This is a genomic window from Pseudomonas sp. GW821-FHT01A09, from assembly GCF_058986725.1.
Genome location: NZ_JBYSWB010000030.1, coordinates 65522 through 85593 on the forward strand (window position 1 = coordinate 65522; position 20072 = coordinate 85593).

General features: G+C 62.6%; 17 protein-coding genes and 1 other RNA gene. All 18 read left to right on the plus strand.

Annotated elements, in window-relative coordinates; genetic code table 11:
* Window positions 1-162 precede the first annotated feature (162 nt).
* The 18 genes from rsmI (at window position 163) to lpxC (ending at window position 19757) form a co-directional block, all read left to right on the plus strand.
* On the plus strand, window positions 163-1065 hold the full coding sequence (gene rsmI / locus AC3WJP_RS25060) for a 16S rRNA (cytidine(1402)-2'-O)-methyltransferase (RefSeq protein ID WP_493722618.1): 903 nt from the start codon (window positions 163-165) through the stop codon (window positions 1063-1065).
* A 192-nt stretch (window positions 1066-1257) separates the two neighbouring features.
* Window positions 1258-1618, plus strand: an RNA gene (gene rnpB / locus AC3WJP_RS25065) — RNase P RNA component class A.
* A gap of 315 nt (window positions 1619-1933) precedes the next feature.
* Entirely contained in the window at window positions 1934-2389 is a 456-nt protein-coding gene (gene mraZ, locus AC3WJP_RS25070) for a division/cell wall cluster transcriptional repressor MraZ (protein WP_493722619.1), read from the plus strand.
* Window positions 2386-3333, plus strand: coding sequence for a 16S rRNA (cytosine(1402)-N(4))-methyltransferase RsmH (rsmH, locus tag AC3WJP_RS25075; protein WP_493722620.1), 948 nt, complete (start codon window positions 2386-2388; stop codon window positions 3331-3333). Before mraZ ends, rsmH begins: the two co-directional genes overlap by 4 nt.
* A 35-nt stretch (window positions 3334-3368) precedes the next feature.
* Complete coding sequence (gene ftsL / locus AC3WJP_RS25080; protein WP_493722637.1) at window positions 3369-3662, plus strand: cell division protein FtsL; 294 nt, start codon at window positions 3369-3371, stop codon at window positions 3660-3662.
* Entirely contained in the window at window positions 3662-5404 is a 1743-nt protein-coding gene (locus AC3WJP_RS25085; RefSeq protein ID WP_493722638.1) for a peptidoglycan D,D-transpeptidase FtsI family protein, read from the plus strand. Before ftsL ends, AC3WJP_RS25085 begins: the two co-directional genes overlap by 1 nt.
* On the plus strand, window positions 5404-6867 hold the full coding sequence (locus AC3WJP_RS25090) for a UDP-N-acetylmuramoyl-L-alanyl-D-glutamate--2,6-diaminopimelate ligase (protein ID WP_493722621.1): 1464 nt from the start codon (window positions 5404-5406) through the stop codon (window positions 6865-6867). Before AC3WJP_RS25085 ends, AC3WJP_RS25090 begins: the two co-directional genes overlap by 1 nt.
* Entirely contained in the window at window positions 6860-8227 is a 1368-nt protein-coding gene (locus tag AC3WJP_RS25095; protein WP_493722622.1) for a UDP-N-acetylmuramoyl-tripeptide--D-alanyl-D-alanine ligase, read from the plus strand. Before AC3WJP_RS25090 ends, AC3WJP_RS25095 begins: the two co-directional genes overlap by 8 nt.
* Window positions 8227-9309, plus strand: coding sequence for a phospho-N-acetylmuramoyl-pentapeptide-transferase (gene mraY / locus AC3WJP_RS25100; protein ID WP_493722623.1), 1083 nt, complete (start codon window positions 8227-8229; stop codon window positions 9307-9309). The genes AC3WJP_RS25095 and mraY overlap by 1 nt, the downstream gene beginning before the upstream one ends.
* Before the next feature lie 5 nt (window positions 9310-9314).
* Window positions 9315-10661: a UDP-N-acetylmuramoyl-L-alanine--D-glutamate ligase gene (gene murD, locus AC3WJP_RS25105; RefSeq protein WP_493722624.1), complete on the plus strand. Its 1347-nt coding sequence runs from the start codon at window positions 9315-9317 to the stop codon at window positions 10659-10661.
* Window positions 10658-11872: a putative lipid II flippase FtsW gene (ftsW, locus tag AC3WJP_RS25110; protein ID WP_493722625.1), complete on the plus strand. Its 1215-nt coding sequence runs from the start codon at window positions 10658-10660 to the stop codon at window positions 11870-11872. The genes murD and ftsW overlap by 4 nt, the downstream gene beginning before the upstream one ends.
* Complete coding sequence (gene murG, locus AC3WJP_RS25115) at window positions 11862-12932, plus strand: undecaprenyldiphospho-muramoylpentapeptide beta-N-acetylglucosaminyltransferase (protein WP_493722626.1); 1071 nt, start codon at window positions 11862-11864, stop codon at window positions 12930-12932. Before ftsW ends, murG begins: the two co-directional genes overlap by 11 nt.
* Window positions 12925-14379: a UDP-N-acetylmuramate--L-alanine ligase gene (gene murC, locus AC3WJP_RS25120; protein WP_493722627.1), complete on the plus strand. Its 1455-nt coding sequence runs from the start codon at window positions 12925-12927 to the stop codon at window positions 14377-14379. The genes murG and murC overlap by 8 nt, the downstream gene beginning before the upstream one ends.
* Window positions 14376-15335, plus strand: a complete 960-nt coding sequence (locus AC3WJP_RS25125) for a D-alanine--D-alanine ligase (protein WP_493722628.1) — start codon at window positions 14376-14378, stop codon at window positions 15333-15335. Before murC ends, AC3WJP_RS25125 begins: the two co-directional genes overlap by 4 nt.
* 3 nt (window positions 15336-15338) lie before the next feature.
* Window positions 15339-16205, plus strand: coding sequence for a cell division protein FtsQ/DivIB (locus AC3WJP_RS25130; RefSeq protein ID WP_493722629.1), 867 nt, complete (start codon window positions 15339-15341; stop codon window positions 16203-16205).
* Window positions 16206-16220: 15 nt separating this feature from the next.
* Window positions 16221-17483 (plus strand): cell division protein FtsA, encoded by a 1263-nt coding sequence (ftsA, locus tag AC3WJP_RS25135; protein ID WP_493722630.1) that lies wholly within the window; start codon window positions 16221-16223, stop codon window positions 17481-17483.
* A 59-nt stretch (window positions 17484-17542) separates the two neighbouring features.
* Window positions 17543-18733: a cell division protein FtsZ gene (gene ftsZ, locus AC3WJP_RS25140; protein ID WP_493722631.1), complete on the plus strand. Its 1191-nt coding sequence runs from the start codon at window positions 17543-17545 to the stop codon at window positions 18731-18733.
* A 112-nt stretch (window positions 18734-18845) separates the two neighbouring features.
* Complete coding sequence (gene lpxC / locus AC3WJP_RS25145) at window positions 18846-19757, plus strand: UDP-3-O-acyl-N-acetylglucosamine deacetylase (protein WP_493722632.1); 912 nt, start codon at window positions 18846-18848, stop codon at window positions 19755-19757.
* Window positions 19758-20072 lie beyond the last annotated feature (315 nt).

A 20072-nucleotide genomic window follows, 5' to 3' on the forward strand; every position in this document is an offset into this window, starting at 1 on the left:
CCGGTTCGGTTTAATCGAGCAATTGTACCCAAGCACTGGCTTGGGCGCGATGTTACTGGTGTGAAAGCTTCGATGCATCGGGCCAGTGGTTGCAAAAGATCTCCGCGCCCTTGCGGCGGTCGCGTTGCATCGAGTGTCGACCGATCCGCGCAAGGCGGTACAATGGATCTTTTGCCAAACCATAAGGTGTGTGCTGTGACTGTGACGGGCGCTTTGAATTCCACGACTGGCACACTTTATGTAGTGGCAACGCCCATCGGCAATCTTGATGACATGAGCGCGCGCGCCCTCAAGGTGCTCGCCGATGTGGCCCTGATCGCGGCCGAGGACACGCGCCACTCGATCCGTCTGCTGCAGCATTTCGGGATCGAAACGCCGTTGGCGGCCTGCCATGAGCACAACGAGCGCGAAGAAGGCAGCCGTTTCATTACGCGTCTGCTGGCGGGTGACAATGTGGCATTGATCTCCGATGCCGGCACGCCGCTGATCTCCGACCCTGGCTATCATCTGGTGCGTCAGGCGCGGGCCGCTGGTGTGCCGGTGGTGCCAGTCCCGGGCGCCTGTGCCCTGATCGCCGCGCTTTCGGCGGCGGGGCTGCCGTCCGATCGTTTCATCTTCGAAGGTTTTCTGCCAGCCAAGACCGCCGGGCGCAAGGCGCGCCTCGAGCAGGTGCGGGAGGAGCCGCGCACGCTGATCTTCTACGAAGCGCCGCACCGGATCCTCGAGTGCCTGCAGGACATGGAGCAGGTGTTCGGGCCGGAGCGTCCGGCACTGCTGGCGCGGGAACTGACCAAGACGTTCGAGACGCTCAAGGGCCTGCCGCTGGCCGAACTTCGCGCCTTCGTCGAGGGCGACAGCAATCAGCAGCGCGGCGAGTGTGTGGTGCTGGTCGCCGGCTGGACCGCACCCGAGAGTGATGAGGCGGTCAGTGCCGAGGTGATGCGCATCCTCGATCTGCTGCTCAAGGAGATGCCCCTCAAGCGAGCGGCGGCGTTGGCGGCGCAAATCACTGGGGTGCGCAAAAACCTGCTGTATCAGGCGGCGCTGGAAAAACAGAAGGACTGATCCTGTAGCGGGGGGGCTTGCCCCCGAAAACAGTCGGCAGTTTTTCGTCGTTGGCACGTCTTGTCGGGGGCAAGCCCCCCCGCTACTGGGGGCGGCGGTGCCGCTACGCGGCGAATGGCCGCTGTCCACACGTCCCCTCAAGCCGCGATAAAGCTTGTTCTTGAGGGCTGCTGCCGTTAATCTTGCCGGCGGAGAGTCGATCGGACAGTCGCTGCCTTCTTTTGTTCCGCAAAAGGGGGGGGAGGAAAGTCCGGGCTCCATAGGGCGGAGTGCCAGGTAATACCTGGGGGGCGTGAGCCTACGGAAAGTGCCACAGAAAATAACCGCCTAAGCGCTTCGGCGCCGGTAAGGGTGAAAAGGTGCGGTAAGAGCGCACCGCGCGACTGGCAACAGTTCGTGGTCAAGGTAAACCCCACTCGGAGCAAGACCAAATAGGGTTCCATATGGCGCGGCCCGCGTTGGAACCGGGTAGGTTGCTAAAGGTGTCCAGTGATGGCCACCGTAGAGGAATGACTGTCCTCGACAGAACCCGGCTTACAGATCGACTCTCCACCTCTTTTCCCCGCATCATTGGCGAAACGCCATCCGGTTACCCCTCGTCGTAATCCCGAAAAATTCTTACTCTTGATAAATCACTTTAACTTTGGTCGCTAGTTGCCTGATTTATCAAACGTTGTTGTTCCCAAATCCCCCCCTTTTTGCCCTTTTGTATTCCAAATGCGTTGTAAATCTCCGATCTGTAAGGCTTTTCGTCATGTGCGCGCCTTGACGGTGTGGCAGCCGGGTTCCTATAGTGTGCGCGAGTGGAGAGAAGTGGCACAAAGTGGGTTTTTCGGACGAAAAAAAGTAAAAAAGGGGAAGCGCAGCTGTGTTTCGCGGAGCGAATGCCATCAGTCTCGATGCCAAGGGTCGTCTCGCTATGCCGAGCCGGTACCGTGACGAGCTGAATTCGCGTAGTTCCGGCCAGTTGGTGATTACCATCGATACCGTCTCCCCGTGCCTTTGCGTCTATCCGCTGGATGAATGGGAAATTATTGAAGCCAGGTTGAGCAAGCTGCCGTCGTTCGATGACGAAGCCCGTCGCCTTCAGCGTTTGCTGATCGGTAACGCGGTGGATCTCGAGCTCGACGGCAGCGGTCGTTTCCTGGTTCCCCCGCGCTTGCGCGAGTACGCCAAGCTCGACAAGCGCACCATGCTGGTCGGCCAGCTGAACAAGTTTCAATTGTGGGACGAAGACGCCTGGAACGCTGTCGCGACAGCTGACCTGGAAGCCATACAACGACCGGGCGCGATGCCCGCTGAACTGCGTGATTTGATTCTGTGACTATAGATAGCGGCTTTAACCACATCACCGTGCTGCTCGACGAAGCTGTCGAGGCTCTGGACGTGCGCGTCGATGGCTGCTACCTGGATGGCACGTTCGGCCGCGGTGGGCACAGTCGATTATTGCTATCCAAGCTCGGGCCCGATGGCCGCCTGCTAGGGTTCGACAAGGATCCTCAAGCGATTGCCACCGGGCAAGCGCTGGCGGCCGAAGACGGCCGCTTTGTCATTGTGCAGCGCAGCTTTGCCGAGATGGCCGCAGTCATCGCCGAGCAAGGTCTGGCCGGCAAGGTGCAAGGCGTGCTGATGGACCTCGGCGTGTCGTCGCCGCAACTCGATGACCCCGAGCGCGGCTTCAGCTTCATGAACGACGGCCCGCTGGACATGCGCATGGATCCCACGCGCGGCGTCAGTGCCGCCGAGTTCATCGCCCAGGCGCCGGAAGAAGAAATCGCCCGGGTCTTCAAGGAATACGGCGAAGAGCGTTTCGCCAAGCGCATGGCTCGCGCCGTGGTGCTGCGCCGAGAAATCGAACCCTTCCTGCGCACCGGCGATCTGGCCGAAGTGCTCAAGGTCGCCAACCCCGCCTGGGAAAAGGGCAAGAACCCAGCCACCCGTGCCTTCCAGGGCCTGCGCATCCACGTCAACAACGAATTGGGTGACCTCGAGGCCGGGCTTGAAGCTGCCCTCGATGCGCTGGAAGTCGGCGGCCGCCTGGTGGTCATCAGCTTCCATTCCCTCGAAGACCGCATCGTCAAGCTGTTCATGCGCCGCCTGGCCAAGGGCGAAGCCGACAATCTGCCGCGCAACCTGCCGGTGCGTTTCGAGGCCTTCGTGCCGAAGATCAAGGTCCACGGCAAGGCGCAGTTCGCCTCCGAGGCCGAGCTCAAGGCCAACCCGCGTTCGCGCAGCGCCGTCATGCGCGTCGCGGAGAAACTCCGTTGAGCAAGCTCATGAAAAGGGCCCTGCCCAGCGCGCCGCTGAGCAAGCTCATGAACAAGCCGCTGCCGGGCGGCAGCTTCCTGATGCTGCTGCTGTTCATTGCGGTACTGGTATCGGCCATCGCCGTGGCGTATAGCGCGCACACCAATCGCATGCTGCTCAACCAGCTCTACACCGAACTCAACGAAAGCGACAAGGTGCAGGCCGAGTGGGGCCGCCTGATCCTTGAACAAAGCACCTGGACCGCCCAGAGCCGTATCGAGGCCCTGGCCGCCGATCAGCTGAAAATGCGCGTGCCCGACGCCGCCGAAATTCGCATGGTGACGCCATGATGAAACTCGAAGGCGCATTGTACCCCTGGCGGTTCCGGGTCATGGTCGGCTTGCTGATGACCATGGTCGCGGCCATTTCCTATCGTATCGTCGACCTGCAGGTCATCGACCATGACTTCCTCAAGGGTCAGGGCGATGCCCGCAGCATGCGTCATATCCCCATTCCCGCACACCGTGGCCTGATCACCGACCGTAACGGCGAGCCGCTGGCCGTCAGTACCCCGGTCACCACCTTGTGGGCCAACCCCAAGGAAATGCAGGCTGGCAAAGATAAATGGCCCGCGCTGGCGGCAGCCCTGCAGCAGGATCCCGCACAACTGACCGAGCGTCTCGAAGCCAATGCCTCCAAGGAGTTCATCTACCTGGTCCGCGGCCTGACGCCGGAGCAGGGCCAGACGGTGCTTGACCTCAAGGTCCCGGGTGTCTACGGCCTTGAGGAATTCCGCCGCTTCTATCCCGCTGGCGACGTGACCGCGCACATGGTCGGCTTCACCGACCTGGATGACCACGGCCGCGAAGGGGTGGAGCTGGCCTATGACGACTGGCTGGCCGGTGTGCCGGGCCGCCGTCAGGTGCTCAAGGACCGCCGCGGACGTCTGATCAAGGACGTGCAGGTCACCAAGAACGCCAAGCCGGGCAAGACGGTCGCGCTGTCCATCGACCTGCGCCTGCAGTACCTGGCGACCCGCGAACTGCGCAAGGCCATCACCGAGAACGAGGCCAAGGCTGGCAGCCTGGTGATCCTCGACGTCAAGACCGGTGAAGTGCTGGCCATGGTCAACATGCCCACCTACAACCCCAACAACCGCCGGACCATGTTCCCGGCGGCGATGCGCAACCGCGCCATCACCGACGTGTTCGAGCCGGGTTCGACCATGAAGCCGCTGTCGATGAGCGCTGCGCTCGAGACCGGCCGCTGGAAGCCCAGCGACAAAGTCGACGTGTACCCGGGGACCTTGCAGATCGGTCGCTACACCATTCGTGACGTGACCAAGACCGAAGGGCCGGTGCTCGACCTGACCGGCATTCTGATCAACTCCAGTAACGTCGGCATGAGCAAGGTGGCCTTCGATATCGGCGGCGAAGCCGTGTTCAAGGTGATGTCGTCGGTGGGCCTGGGCCAGTATTCCGGCCTCGGCTTCCCGGGCGAGCGAGTGGGCAACCTGCCCAACCACCGCGAGTGGCACAAGGCCGAAACCGCCACGCTTTCTTACGGTTACGGCCTGTCGGTGACCGCGCTGCAGCTGGCCCATGCCTACGCCACCATTGCCAACCACGGCCGCCTGACGCCGCTGTCGATCCTCAAACTGGACAAGCAGCCTGACGCGGTACAGGTGATTCCGGAAAAAGTCGCCGACACCGTGCAATGGATGCTCGGTCAGGTGATCGAAGATCCGCGCGGCGTGTATCGCGCCCGAGTGCCGAGCTACCACGTGATGGGCAAATCGGGTACCGCCCGTAAAGCCACCATCGGATCGCGCGGCTACACCGAAAACGCCTACCGCTCGCTGTTCGCCGGCTTCGGCCCGGCGTCCGATCCGCGCTACGCCGTGATCGTGGTCATCGATGAACCCGGCAAGGCCGGCTATTTCGGTGGCCTGGTATCGGCACCGGTATTCAGCAAGGTGATGTCCGGTACCTTGCGCCTGATGAACGTGCGCCCCGACAACCTGCCAAGCACGCCGCAGCAGCAGGCCGATGCAGCGCCGGTGCCGGCTCCGGTCAAGGGAGGACGCGGCTGATGGTCATGTCACTCAATCAATTGTTCATCCAGGTCGAGCGCGATCCACTGATCCGCGAGTTGACGCTGGACAGCCGCAACGTGCGCCCGGGCGATTTGTTCCTGGCGGTGCCAGGGCTCAAGGTCGATGGTCGCGATCACATCGCCGACGCCATTGCCCACGGCGCAGCGGCAGTGGCCTATGAAGTCGAGGGCAACACCGTGTTGCCATTGACCGACATCCCGCTGATTCCGGTCAAAGGCCTGATCGCCCAGCTGTCGGACCTGGCCGGGCGTTTCTACGGTGAGCCGAGCCGACAAATCAACCTGGTAGGCGTCACTGGCACCAACGGCAAGACCAGCGTCACCCAACTGGTGGCCCAGGCCCTTGACCTGCTCGGCCAGCATTGCGGCCTGATCGGCACTCTGGGCACGGGTTTTCATGGCTCGCTGAAAAGCGGCCGTTTGACCACGCCCGATCCGATCGCGGTACAGGCGACCCTGTCGGACCTGCGCAAGGCCGGTGCACGGGCGGTGGCCATGGAAGTCTCGTCCCACGCCCTCGAGCAGGGCCGGGTAGCGGCATTGGACTTCGATGTGGCGGTACTGACCAACCTGTCCCGCGACCATCTGGACTACCACGGCAGCATGCAAGCCTACGCCGACGCCAAAGCGCGGCTGTTCGCCTGGCCGACGCTCAAGTGCCGGGTGCTGAACATCGATGACGAATTGGGCCGAGAGCTGGCCGGCCGCGAGCACGAGTCGCGGCTGATCACCTACAGCCTCAAGGACCCGGCCGCCACCTTGTATTGCCGCGAAGCCCTGTTCGATGACAGCGGCGTACGCGCCACGCTGGTCACCGCGCAAGGCGAACGCAGCCTGCGCAGCGGCCTGCTCGGGCGCTTCAACCTCAGCAACGTGCTGGCGGCGGTCGGCGCCTTGCTGGGCATGGACTATCCCCTGGACGACATCCTCAAGGTGTTGCCAGTGCTGGAAGGTCCAGTCGGTCGCATGCAACGCCTGGGCGGCGGCAAGCGTCCGCTGGTAGTGGTCGACTACGCCCACACGCCTGATGCCCTGGACCAGGTACTGCAGGCCCTGCGTCCTCACGCCAAAGGCCAACTAATGTGCCTGTTCGGTTGCGGTGGCGACCGTGACAGCGGCAAGCGTCCCTTGATGGCCGCTGTGGCCGAGCGCCTGGCCGATCGCGTACTGGTCACCGACGACAATCCACGCAGCGAAGAACCCCTGGCGATTTTCGACGACATTCGCGCCGGTTTCGCCAATCCCGACCCCGTGCCCTTCGTGCCCGGTCGTGGCCCCGCCATTGCCCAGGCCATTGCCGCCGCCAGCGTCGACGACGTCATCGTGCTGGCCGGCAAGGGTCACGAGGATTACCAGGAAATTCACGGCCAGCGCCTGCCGTTCTCCGATCTGAACGAGGCCGAACTGGCCCTCGCCACCTGGGAGCTCAATCATGCTTAAGCCCTTGGCGTTGAGCGAAGTGTTACAGCCTTTGAACGGCCGCCTGCAGGGCGGCGATCGTCATTTTGACGGGGTCAGTATCGACAGCCGCGCGATCCAGGCCGGGCAACTGTTCGTGGCCTTGAGCGGGCCGCGTTTCGATGGTCACGATTACTTGAACGACGTCGCTGGTAAAGGCGCCGTCGCCGCGCTGGTGGAGCGCGCCGTCGCCGACAGCGACCTGCCGCAGATCATCGTCGCCGATACCCGCGTTGCCCTCGGCCAGCTGGCGGCGCTCAATCGCGCCGCATTCGACAAGCCAGTGGCGGCCATAACCGGATCCAGCGGCAAGACCACGGTCAAGGAAATGCTCGCCAGCATTCTGCGCACCCGCGGTCTGGTGCTGGCCACCCGTGGCAACCTGAACAACGACCTCGGCGCGCCCCTGACCCTGCTCGAACTGGCGCCGCAGCACAGCGCCGCAGTCATCGAGCTGGGCGCCTCGCGTCTGGGCGAGATCGCCTACACCGTCGACCTCACTCGCCCGCACGTTGCCATCCTCAACAATGCCGGTACGGCCCACGTCGGCGAGTTCGGCGGCCCGGAGAAGATCGTCGAAGCCAAGGGCGAAATCATCGACGGCCTGGGCGCCGATGGCGTGGCGGTGCTCAATCTCGACGACAAGGCGTTTGCCATCTGGCAAGCCCGTGCCGGCGCACGCAAGGTGCTGACGTTCGCGTTGAGCAACCCGAGCGCGAGCTTTTACGCCGCCGACATTACCACCGATGCCCGCGGCTGCCCGGCCTTCCAGCTGCATTGCGAAGAGGGCGTAGCTCCCGTGCAGTTGAACCTGCTCGGTACCCATAACGTGCAGAACGCACTTGCGGCGGCAGCGGCGGCCAGCGCCATGGGCGTGTCCCTGGCGGGTATCGTTGCCGGCCTGAATGCGGTGCAGCCGGTCAAAGGGCGTACCGTCGCGCAATTGGCCAAGGCCGGCATGCGCGTCATCGATGACACCTACAACGCAAATCCCTCCTCCATGTGCGCGGCCATTGATATACTCGCCGGCTTTTCCGGGTGCACCGTTCTGGTGCTCGGAGATATCGGCGAGTTGGGTGAGTGGGCGATCGAGGGGCATCGACAGGTTGGTGACTATGCGCGTGGCAAGGTTGACGCGCTCTATGCCGTCGGGCCGTTCATGGCTCACGCCGTCAGTGCCTTCGGTGAGGGCGCCAAACACTTTTCCAGTCAGGCCGAACTGATTTCTGCGCTCGAAGCCGAGCAAGGTTCCGACACCACTATTTTGATCAAGGGTTCACGCAGCGCGGCGATGGAAAACGTCGTCGCGGCCTTGTGCGTACCCGGCGGGGAGAAACATTAATGCTGCTGCTGTTGGCCGAGTATCTGCAACAGTTCTACAAAGGCTTTGCGGTCTTTCAATACCTGACCCTGCGCGGGATTCTGGGTGTATTGACCGCGCTGGCGCTTGCCCTGTTTTTGGGCCCATGGATGATCCGCACCCTGCAGATGCGTCAGATCGGTCAAGCCGTGCGCAACGACGGTCCACAGTCGCACCTGTCCAAGTCGGGCACACCGACCATGGGCGGCGCGCTGATCCTCTCGGCGATCGGCGTCAGCACCTTGCTGTGGGCCGACCTGAGCAACCGTTATGTCTGGACCGTATTGATCGTCACCTTCCTGTTCGGCGCCATTGGCTGGGTGGACGACTATCGCAAGGTCATCGAGAAGAACTCCCGCGGGCTGCCAAGCCGCTGGAAGTACTTCTGGCAGTCGGTATTCGGCCTGGGCGCAGCGATCTTCCTGTATATGACCGCTCCCGGCAGCAACGAAACCACCCTGATCATCCCGATGCTCAAGGACGCCAGCATTCACCTGGGTCTGGGCTTCATCGTGCTGACCTACTTCGTGATCGTCGGTTCCAGCAACGCGGTCAACCTCACCGACGGCCTCGACGGCCTGGCGATCCTGCCTACGGTGATGGTTGGCGGCGCGCTGGGGATCTTCTGCTACCTGTCGGGCAACATCAAATTCGCCGATTACCTGCTGATTCCTTATGTCCCGGGGGCCGGCGAGTTGATCGTGTTCTGTGGCGCGCTGATCGGTGCCGGCCTGGGTTTCCTGTGGTTCAACACCTACCCCGCGCAGGTGTTCATGGGTGACGTCGGCGCGCTGGCGTTGGGCGCGGCGCTGGGCACCATCGCCGTGGTCGTGCGGCAGGAAATCGTGCTGTTCATCATGGGTGGTGTGTTCGTGATGGAGACGCTGTCGGTGGTCATCCAGGTGGCGTCGTTCAAGCTCACCGGTCGCCGGGTGTTCCGCATGGCACCGATCCATCACCATTTTGAACTCAAGGGTTGGCCTGAACCACGGGTCATCGTCCGATTCTGGATCATCACCGTGATTCTGGTGCTGATCGGCCTTGCCACCCTGAAACTGAGGTAGAACGAGTGTCTCTGATCGCTTCTGACCAATTCCGCATCGTTGTCGGCCTCGGCAAGAGCGGCATGTCCCTGGTTCGCTTCCTGGCGAACCGGGGCGTGTCCTTTGCCGTGGCCGACACGCGCGAGAATCCGCCAGAACTCGCGACCTTGCGCCGTGACTACCCGCACGTCGATGTGCGTTGTGGCGAGCTGGACGTCGAATTCCTTTGCCGTGCCTGCGAGCTCTACGTGAGCCCGGGCCTGGCGCTGGCGACCCCGGCCTTGCAGCAGGCAGCAGCCCGCGGCGTCAAACTGTCGGGTGACATCGAGCTGTTCGCGCGTAACGTCAAGGCACCGATCGTGGCCATCAGCGGCTCCAATGCCAAGAGCACGGTGACCACCCTGGTGGGCGACATGGCGCGCGCCTCGGGCAAGCGCGTGGCGGTGGGCGGCAACCTTGGTACGCCAGCGCTCGACCTGCTCGCCGACAACATCGATCTGTACGTGATGGAGCTGTCCAGCTTCCAGCTGGAAACCACCCATCATCTGGGCGCCGAAGTAGCGACCGTGCTCAACGTCAGCGAAGACCACATGGATCGCTACAGCGGCCTGCCGGCCTATCACCTGGCCAAGCACCGGATTTTCCGCGGTGCGCGACAGGTGGTGGTCAATCGTCAGGATGCGCTGTCGCGGCCATTGCTCACCGAAGGCCAGCCGTGCTGGACCTTCGGCCTCAACCGCCCGGACTTCAAAGGCTTCGGCCTGATCGAGCAAGACGGCGAGAAGCACCTGGCGTTCGAATTCAAGGCGCTGATGCCGGTGAGCGAACTGAAGATTCGCGGTGCCCACAACCAGGCCAACGCCCTGGCGGCGCTGGCTCTGGGGTATGCGGTCGGCCTGCCTTTCGCCGCCATGCTGCACACCCTGCGCGAGTTCGGCGGTCTGGAGCATCGCTGCCAGTGGCTGCGCGAGCGTGCAGGGGTGAGCTACTACAACGATTCCAAGGCCACCAACGTCGGTGCGGCGCTGGCGGCCATCGAAGGCCTGGGCAGCGACATCGACGGCAAGCTGGTACTCATCGCTGGCGGTGACGGCAAGGGCGCTGACTTCAAGCCCCTGGCCGCGCCGATCGCTGCCCATTGCCGCGCGGTAGTGCTGCTAGGCCGCGATGCCGAGCAGATCGCCGCGGTACTGGGCGACAGCGTACCGCTGGTGCGCGTGCCATCCCTCGAAGACGCCGTCTCGCGCTGCGCCGAACTGGCCCAGCCCGGCGATGCGGTGTTGCTGTCACCGGCGTGCGCCAGCCTCGACATGTTCAAGAACTATGAAGAGCGCGGGCACCTGTTCGCTCGCGCCGTGGAGGCTTTGTCATGATCTTCGGTGTGATCAAGCCTTATCCGTCGCCCCTCATCAGTGGCCGCGGCATCGATATCGACTTTCCCATGCTCGCCGGTTGCCTGGCGCTGCTGGGCCTGGGCCTGGTGATGATCACCTCGGCTTCTTCGGAAGTGGCGGCCGCGCAGTCGGGCAACCCGCTGTATCACATGATTCGACACCTGATCTATCTGGCCATCGGCCTGGGGGCGTGCATCGTCACCATGATGGTACCGATCGCCACGTGGCAGCGCCTGGGCTGGTGGATGCTGATTGGCGCGTTCGGCCTGTTGGTGGCAGTGCTGCTGCCGGGTATCGGTCGTGAGGTCAACGGCTCGATGCGCTGGATCGGCTTCAGTTTTTTCAACGTCCAGCCTTCGGAAGTTGCCAAGGTATTCGTGGTGATCTTCCTGGCCGGTTACCTGGTGCGCCGCCAGCAGGAAGTACGGGACAGCTGGATGGGCTTCTTCAAGCCGTTCTTCGTGCTGCTGCCGATGGCGGGCCTGCTGCTGATGGAGCCGGACTTCGGCGCCACCGTGGTAATGATGGGCGCTGCGGCGGCCATGCTGTTCCTCGGTGGTGTAGGGCTGTTCCGCTTCGCCCTGATGGTGGTGCTGGCGGTGGCTTCGGTGATCCTGCTAGTCAAGGCGCAGCCTTATCGGATGGCGCGTCTGGTGACCTTTACCGACCCCTGGTCCGATCAGTTCGGTTCCGGCTACCAGTTGACCCAGGCGCTCATCGCCTTCGGTCGTGGCGAATGGCTTGGCGTCGGCCTGGGCAACAGTGTGCAGAAGCAGTTCTACCTGCCTGAAGCGCACACCGACTTCGTATTCTCGGTATTGGCCGAGGAACTGGGTGTGGTGGGTTCGCTGTGCACCGTGGCGTTGTTCGTGTTCGTGTGTATTCGCGGCATGTACATCGGCATGTGGGCCGAGCGCGCCAAGCACTATTTCGCTGCCTACATGGCCTATGGCTTGTCGTTCCTGTGGATCGGTCAGTTCCTGATCAACATCGGCGTGAACGTCGGTCTGCTGCCGACCAAGGGCCTGACCCTGCCGTTCCTCAGTTACGGCGGCAGCTCCCTGGTGATCTGCTGCATGTGCCTGGGCTTGCTGCTGCGCATCGAGTGGGAAAGCCGCGCGGCGCTGGGCAGCGAAGAAACCGAATTCAGCGAAGACGATTTCGCCGAGGAGCCCGCCCATGGCCGGTAACGTGCTGATCATGGCCGGCGGTACCGGCGGGCACGTGTTCCCGGCGCTGGCCTGCGCGCGCGAGTTTCAGGCCCGTGGCTACAGCGTGCACTGGTTGGGGACGCCACGCGGCATCGAGAACGACCTGGTACCCCAGGCGGGTCTGCCGTTGCACCTGATCAACGTGGCTGGCTTGCGCGGCAAAGGCGTCAAGTCGCTGCTCAAGGCGCCATTCGTGCTGTGCAACGCGCTGTTGCAGGCGCGCCGTGTGCTGCGCCAGGTCAAGCCGGTGTGCGTGCTCGGTTTCGGTGGTTACGTCACCGGCCCTGGCGGCCTGGCTGCGCGGCTGGCCGGCGTGCCGGTGATCGTCCACGAGCAGAATGCCGTGGCCGGTACCGCCAATCGCCTGCTGGTGCCGTTCGCCAGCCGAGTCTGCGAAGCTTTCCCGAACACGTTCGGGGCTTCCAGCAAGCGCCGCACCACCGGCAATCCGGTGCGGCCGGAGCTGTTCCTCGAAACCCCGCGCCAGAGCCTCGCAGGGCGCAAGCCGCGCCTGCTGATCACCGGCGGCAGCCTCGGCTCCGAGCCGTTGAACAAGTTGCTGCCCGCCGCCCTGGCGCTGGTGCCAGCCGAATTCCGACCTGAAGTCTTCCATCAGGCCGGCAAGAAACACGACCAGGTGACCCTCGAGCGTTACCAGGCCGCCGGTGTCGAGGCGCAGGTCGCGCCCTTCATCCAGGACATGGCCCAGGCCTACGGCTGGGCGGACATGATGGTCTGCCGCTCCGGCGCGCTCACTGTCAGCGAACTCGCAGCGGCTGGTCTGCCGTCGTTTCTGGTGCCGTTGCCCCATGCGATCGACGACCACCAGACCCGCAACGCCGAATATCTGGCCCGTGAAGGCGCTGCCTTCCTCATGCCACAAGCGACAACCGGCGCGGCCCAACTGGCCGAGCGCCTGAAAGAGGTTTTGATGCAACCCGAAAAACTCAACCAGATGGCCGCCACCGCGCGCCGTCTGGCCAAACCCGATGCCACCCGTAGCGTGGTCGATGTCTGCCTGGAGGTGGCCCATGGTTGAAAACCAGAAAGGCATGCCACAGCCAGAAATGCGCCGAATCCGCCGTATTCACTTCGTCGGTATCGGCGGTGTGGGCATGTGCGGTATCGCCGAAGTGTTGCTCAATCTGGGTTACAGCGTGTCCGGCTCCGACCTCAAGGCCTCGCCGGTCACCGAGCGGTTGAAGTCCTTCGGCGCTGAAATTTTCATCGGCCACCGCGCCGAGAACGCTGCCGTGGCTGACGTGCTGGTGGTGTCCAGCGCGATCAACCCAAGCAACCCGGAAGTCGCCACTGCCCTGGAGCGCCGCATTCCGGTGGTCCCGCGCGCCGAGATGCTCGCCGAGCTGATGCGCTATCGCCACGGTATCGCCGTCGCCGGTACCCATGGCAAGACCACCACCACCAGCCTGATCGCCTCGGTGTTCGCCGCCGGTGGCCTGGATCCGACCTTCGTCATTGGTGGCCGCTTGAACGCTGCGGGCACCAACGCGCAGCTGGGCACCAGCCGCTACCTGATCGCCGAAGCCGACGAGAGCGACGCCAGCTTCCTGCATCTGCAGCCGCTGGTGGCCGTTGTCACCAACATCGACGCCGATCACATGGACACCTACGAGGGTGACTTCAACAAGTTGAAGAAGACCTTCGTCGAGTTCCTCCACAACTTGCCGTTCTACGGCCTGGCGGTGGTGTGTCTGGACGATCCGGTGGTGCGCGAGATCCTGCCGCAGATCGCTCGTCCGACCGTGACCTACGGCGTCAGCGAAGAAGCCGACGTGCGCGCCATCAACATCCGCCAGGACGGCATGCTGACCTACTTCACGGTACTGCGCCGCGACCGCGAGCCGCTCAATGTGTCGGTCAACATGCCCGGCCGGCACAACGTGCTCAATGCCCTCGCGACCATCGCCATTGCGTCCGACGAAGGCGTCAGCGATGAGGCCATCGTGCAGGGCCTGTCGGGCTTTCAGGGTGTCGGTCGGCGCTTCCAGATCTACGGCGACCTACCCGTCGAGGGCGGCAGCGTGATGCTGGTGGACGACTACGGCCATCACCCCCGTGAAGTGGCCGCGGTGATCAGCGCCGTGCGCGGTGGCTGGCCCGAGCGCCGCCTGGTGATGGTCTACCAGCCACACCGTTACACCCGTACCCGCGACCTGTACGACGATTTCGTACAGGTGCTGGGCGAGACCAACGTGTTGCTGTTGATGGAAGTCTATCCCGCTGGCGAAGAGCCGATCCAGGGCGCGGACAGTCGTCAGATGTGCCACAGCATCCGTCAGCGGGGGCAACTGGACCCGATCTACATCGAACGTGGCGTCGAACTCGCGCCGCTGGTCAAGCCGCTGCTGCGTCCCGGCGACATCCTGCTGTGTCAGGGCGCTGGCGATATTGGTGCGTTGGCACCGCAATTACTTAAAAGTCCGTTGTTCGCAGGCGCCAGCGCCAGCCCAGGAAAGTTCAAATGACCGTTAGCGCCTATTCCTCTCTGTTCTCCACCATTGCGCCGAAGGATTTCGGCCGTGTGGCGGTGCTGTACGGCGGCAAAAGCGCTGAACGGGAAGTGTCGCTCAAATCCGGTGCGCAGGTGCTGGGCGCCTTGCAGAGCGCCGGTGTCGACGTGTTCGGCATCGATGTGGGCGACGATCTGCTGGATATCCTGCGGCGCGAGAAGATCGACCTGGCGTTCATCATCCTGCATGGCCGCGGCGGCGAAGACGGCAGCATGCAGGGTCTGTTGGAGTGCCTGGGCATCCCTTACACCGGCAGCGGCATTCTCGCCTCGGCACTGGCGATGGACAAACTGCGCACCAAGCAAGTGTGGAAGAGCCTTGGTCTGCCGACGCCTCATCATGCGGTATTGACCAACGTCGAGGATTGTATTTCGGCTGGCGGGGAACTGGGCTTCCCTTTGATCGTCAAACCGGCCCATGAAGGTTCCAGTATCGGTATGGCCAAGGTGAACAGCGTCGAAGAATTGATCGACGCCTGGAAAGACGCCAGTACCTACGATTCGCAAGTGTTGGTCGAACAATGGATCACTGGTCCCGAGTTCACTATCGCGACCCTGCGCGACCAGGTTTTGCCTCCGATCGCCCTCGGCACCCCGCACACCTTCTACGACTACGACGCCAAGTACGTGGCCAACGATACCCAGTATCGGATCCCGTGCGGCCTCGACCCGGTCAAGGAGCAGGAACTCATCGAGCTCACCGCCCGCGCCTGCGACGCTATCGGCATCGCTGGCTGGGGCCGTGTGGACGTGATGCAAGACACCGACGGCCAGTTCTGGCTGCTGGAAGTGAACACGGCCCCAGGCATGACCGATCACAGCCTGGTCCCCATGGCAGCACGCGCGGCCGGTCTCGATTTCCAGCAGTTGGTGCTGGCGATCCTGGCCGCCAGCCTCCCGGTACGAGGTTAACCCATGCAGGGCGCATCGATTCGTCACCAGACTCCCGCTCCGAGCCGCAAGCCGGTGCCCCGTGGCGCCAGTCGCATGGTGGCCAAGGAGCCGATGTCGGTGCGCCTGCCGAAGGCCAATTTCGGTTTCCTGAAAGTGCTGATGTGGCCGGTACTGCTGGTGGCTTTGGGCTACGGCACCTACATCGGCGCTCAGCGCCTGATGCCTTACGCCGACCGTCCGATCACCAAAATCGCGGTGCAGGGCGACCTCAGCTACATCAGCCAGCAGGCCGTGCAGCAGCGCATTGCGCCATACATGGCCGGGACCTTCTTCACCATCGACCTGGCGAGCATGCGCACCGAGCTTGAGAAGATGCCCTGGATCGCCCACGCCGAAGTGCGTCGCGTGTGGCCTGATCAGGTGGTGATTCGCCTCGAAGAACAACTGCCGGTCGCGCGCTGGGGCGACGGCGCCCTGCTGAACAACCAGGGCGAAGCCTTCGCGCCGCGCGAGCTGGCCAACTATGAGCACCTGCCGCAGCTGTACGGCCCGCAGCGTGCTCAGCAACAAGTCATGCAGCAGTATCAAGTGTTGAGTCAGATGTTGCGGCCGCTGGGCTTCTCCGTCGCCAGGCTCGAATTGCGTGAACGCGGCAGCTGGTTCCTGACCACCGGTTCAGGCAGCGCCGGCCCGGGCATCGAATTACTGCTGGGACGAGATCACCTGGTCGAGAAGATGCGCCGGTTCATCGTCATTTACGACAAGACACTCAAAGAACAGATTACGAATATCGCGAGCATCGACCTGCGTTACGCCAACGGCCTGGCCGTCAGCTGGCGCGAACCGATCGCCCCGACCACGGAAAAACCCGCGGTCGCGAAGAATTAAGAAGAGGCAGGACCCATGGCAAACGTGCAAAGCGGCAAAATGATCGTCGGTCTGGATATCGGCACCTCCAAGGTGGTGGCGCTGGTAGGCGAAGTCGCGGCCGACGGCACTTTGGATATCGTCGGGATCGGTACCCATCCCTCCCGCGGCCTGAAGAAGGGTGTGGTGGTCAACATCGAGTCCACGGTGCAGTCGATCCAGCGCGCCATCGAAGAGGCGCAGCTGATGGCCGGCTGCCGGATCCACTCGGCGTTCGTCGGTGTGGCGGGCAATCATATTCGTAGCCTCAACTCCCACGGCATCGTCGCCATTCGCGATCGCGAAGTGAGCATGGCCGACCTCGAGCGCGTTCTCGACGCCGCCCAGGCCGTCGCCATCCCCGCCGATCAGCGCGTGCTGCACACGCTGCCGCAGGATTACGTGATCGACAACCAGGAAGGCGTCCGCGAGCCACTGGGCATGTCCGGCGTGCGTCTGGAAGCCAAGGTTCACGTGGTGACTTGCGCGGTCAACGCGGCGCAGAACATCGAGAAGTGCGTGCGTCGGTGCGGCCTGGAAATCGACGACATCATCCTCGAGCAACTGGCGTCGGCCTATTCGGTGCTGACCGACGACGAGAAAGAACTGGGCGTGTGCCTGGTGGACATCGGCGGCGGTACCACCGACATGGCGATCTTCACCGAGGGCGCCATCCGCCACACCGCGGTAATCCCCATCGCCGGCGATCAGGTCACCAATGACATCGCCATGGCCTTGCGCACGCCGACCCAGTACGCCGAAGAGATCAAGATCCGTTACGCCTGTGCCCTGGCCAAGCTGGCCGGTGCCGGCGAAACCATCAAGGTGCCGAGCGTCGGCGATCGTCCGCCGCGCGAGCTGTCCCGTCAGGCCCTGGCCGAAGTGGTCGAGCCGCGCTATGACGAGCTGTTCACTCTGATCCATGCCGAGCTGCGCCGCAGCGGCTACGAAGACCTGATTCCGGCCGGCATAGTGCTCACCGGTGGCACTTCGAAAATGGAAGGCGCCACGGAGCTGGCCGAAGAGATTTTCCACATGCCGGTGCGCCTGGGCGTGCCGCACACGGTGCGCGGCCTCGGCGACGTGATCCGCAATCCGATCTATTCCACAGCGGTGGGTTTGTTGATGTACGGCCTGCAGAAGCAGTCCGATGGCGTCAACCTGTCGGGAATCAGCAGTAACAGCAACAGCGGTTATGGCGAAGAAGAGAAAGCCCCAGTGCTTGAGCGGTTGAAGCGGTGGGTGCAGGGCAATTTCTAAGCTTCAAAAGCGGTAATGGGCAGTAGGCGAAAAAACTAGAGAACTGAAGGAGAGGGAACATGTTCGAACTCGTAGACAACATCCCACAAAGCCCGGTCATCAAAGTGATCGGCGTTGGTGGTGGCGGCGGCAACGCGGTCAATCACATGGTCAAGAGCAACATCGAAGGCGTCGAGTTCATCTGCGCCAACACCGATGCTCAAGCCCTGAAAAACATCGGTGCGCGCACCATTCTGCAACTGGGCACCGGTGTTACCAAGGGCCTGGGCGCAGGCGCCAACCCGGAAGTCGGTCGTCAGGCCGCCATGGAAGACCGCGAGCGTATCGCTGAAGTGCTGGCGGGCACCAACATGGTCTTCATCACCACCGGCATGGGTGGCGGTACCGGTACCGGTGCGGCCCCGATCATTGCCGAAGTGGCGAAGGAAATGGGCATCCTGACCGTTGCGGTGGTCACCCGTCCGTTCCCGTTCGAAGGTCGCAAGCGCATGCAGATCGCCGACGAAGGCATTCGTATGCTTTCGGAAAGCGTCGACTCGCTGATCACCATTCCGAACGAAAAACTGCTCACCATCCTCGGCAAGGACGCCAGCCTGCTGTCGGCTTTCGCCAAGGCTGACGACGTGCTGGCCGGTGCCGTTCGTGGTATTTCGGACATCATCAAGCGTCCGGGCATGATCAACGTCGACTTCGCCGACGTGCGTACCGTGATGAGCGAGATGGGCATGGCGATGATGGGCACCGGCTGCGCCAGCGGTCCCAACCGTGCGCGTGAAGCCACCGAGGCGGCGATTCGCAACCCGCTGCTCGAGGACGTCAACCTGCAGGGTGCTCGCGGTATCCTGGTGAATATCACCGCAGGTCCCGACTTGTCGCTGGGCGAGTACTCCGACGTGGGTAGCATCATCGAAGCCTTCGCTTCCGACCACGCGATGGTCAAGGTCGGTACCGTGATCGATCCCGACATGCGCGACGAGTTGCATGTGACCGTGGTCGCCACTGGTCTGGGTGCGAAAATCGAGAAGCCGGTAAAGGTCATCGACAACACCATGCAGACGATGGCCGCGCAGGCCGCCGCTCCAGCCCCTGCTCGTCAGGAACTGCCGTCGGTGAACTACCGTGACCTGGATCGTCCGACCGTCATGCGTAACCAGGCTCAGGCCGGTGCCGCTGCGGCCGCGAAGCTCAATCCGCAAGATGATCTGGATTATCTGGATATCCCGGCCTTCCTGCGTCGTCAGGCCGATTAATGCAATTTATCAGGGGTATTAGGGTGATTGGTGTTCAGCAAAGGTCGGAGCTGCTATTATCGCCAGCCTTTGTTGATACCAGTTCGCAATTTGCGCTGAAGCGGCCAATGCCATGATTAAACAACGCACCCTGAAGAATATTATCCGTGCCACTGGGGTAGGCCTGCACTCCGGGGAGAAGGTATACCTGACCCTCAAGCCTGCACCCGTGGATACCGGCATCGTCTTCGTTCGCGCCGACCTGGACCCTGTCGTCCAGATTCCCGCTCGCGCGGAAAACGTCGGCGAGACAACGATGTCGACCACTCTGGTCGCCGGCGATACCAAGGTAGACACGGTGGAGCACCTGCTCTCGGCCATGGCTGGCCTGGGCATCGATAACGCCTACGTCGAGCTCTCCGCGTCCGAAGTCCCGATCATGGATGGTAGCGCTGGACCCTTCGTATTCCTGATTCAATCGGCCGGCCTGGAAGAGCAGGACGCAGCCAAGAAATTCATCCGCATCCTGCGTGAAGTGACAGTGGAAGACGGCGACAAGCGCGCCACTTTCGTCCCTTTCGAAGGTTTCAAGGTGAGTTTCGAGATCGATTTCGATCACCCGGTGTTCCGTGACCGTACCCAGATTGCCAGCGTGGATTTTTCCAGCACTTCGTTCGTGAAAGAAGTCAGCCGCGCGCGCACTTTCGGTTTCATGAGTGACCTCGAGTACCTGCGCAAGCACAACCTCGCACTCGGTGGTAGCGTTGAAAACGCTATCGTGGTCGACAAGGACGGTGTGCTCAACGAAGACGGCCTGCGGTATGAGGACGAATTCGTCAAGCACAAGATCCTCGACGCCATTGGCGACCTCTACCTGCTGGGCAATAGCCTGATTGGTGAGTTCCAGGGCTTCAAGTCGGGCCACGCGCTGAACAACCAGCTTCTGCGCAAGCTCATTGCACAGAAAGATGCCTGGGAAGTGGTGACCTTCGAAGATGCCAGTACGGCACCGATCTCTTACATGCGTCCTGTTGCGGCAGTGTAAGTTCGAACGCTTCTCTCTCAGTTTGAAAGGCCACCTTAGGGTGGCCTTTTTTGTTGAGCGATATTTATGCGCGAATGCCTGGTCCGGAGTCGATAATTGCTGAATTCCAGCATCAATAAGGGCATGTCGTGTTGATAGCAGCGTGTACAGATGGGGTGAATGGAGAGATTTATTCGGGTGATGGTAAGGCACCTCGGGGATGTCTGTAGTGGTCTAATGAAACCGGACACCCATTTAGGCGAGAATGCTCGCCATAGAGAGGTGTCTGATGACCAAGCAACGTCGTACCTTTACCCCTGAGTTCAAGCGCGAGGC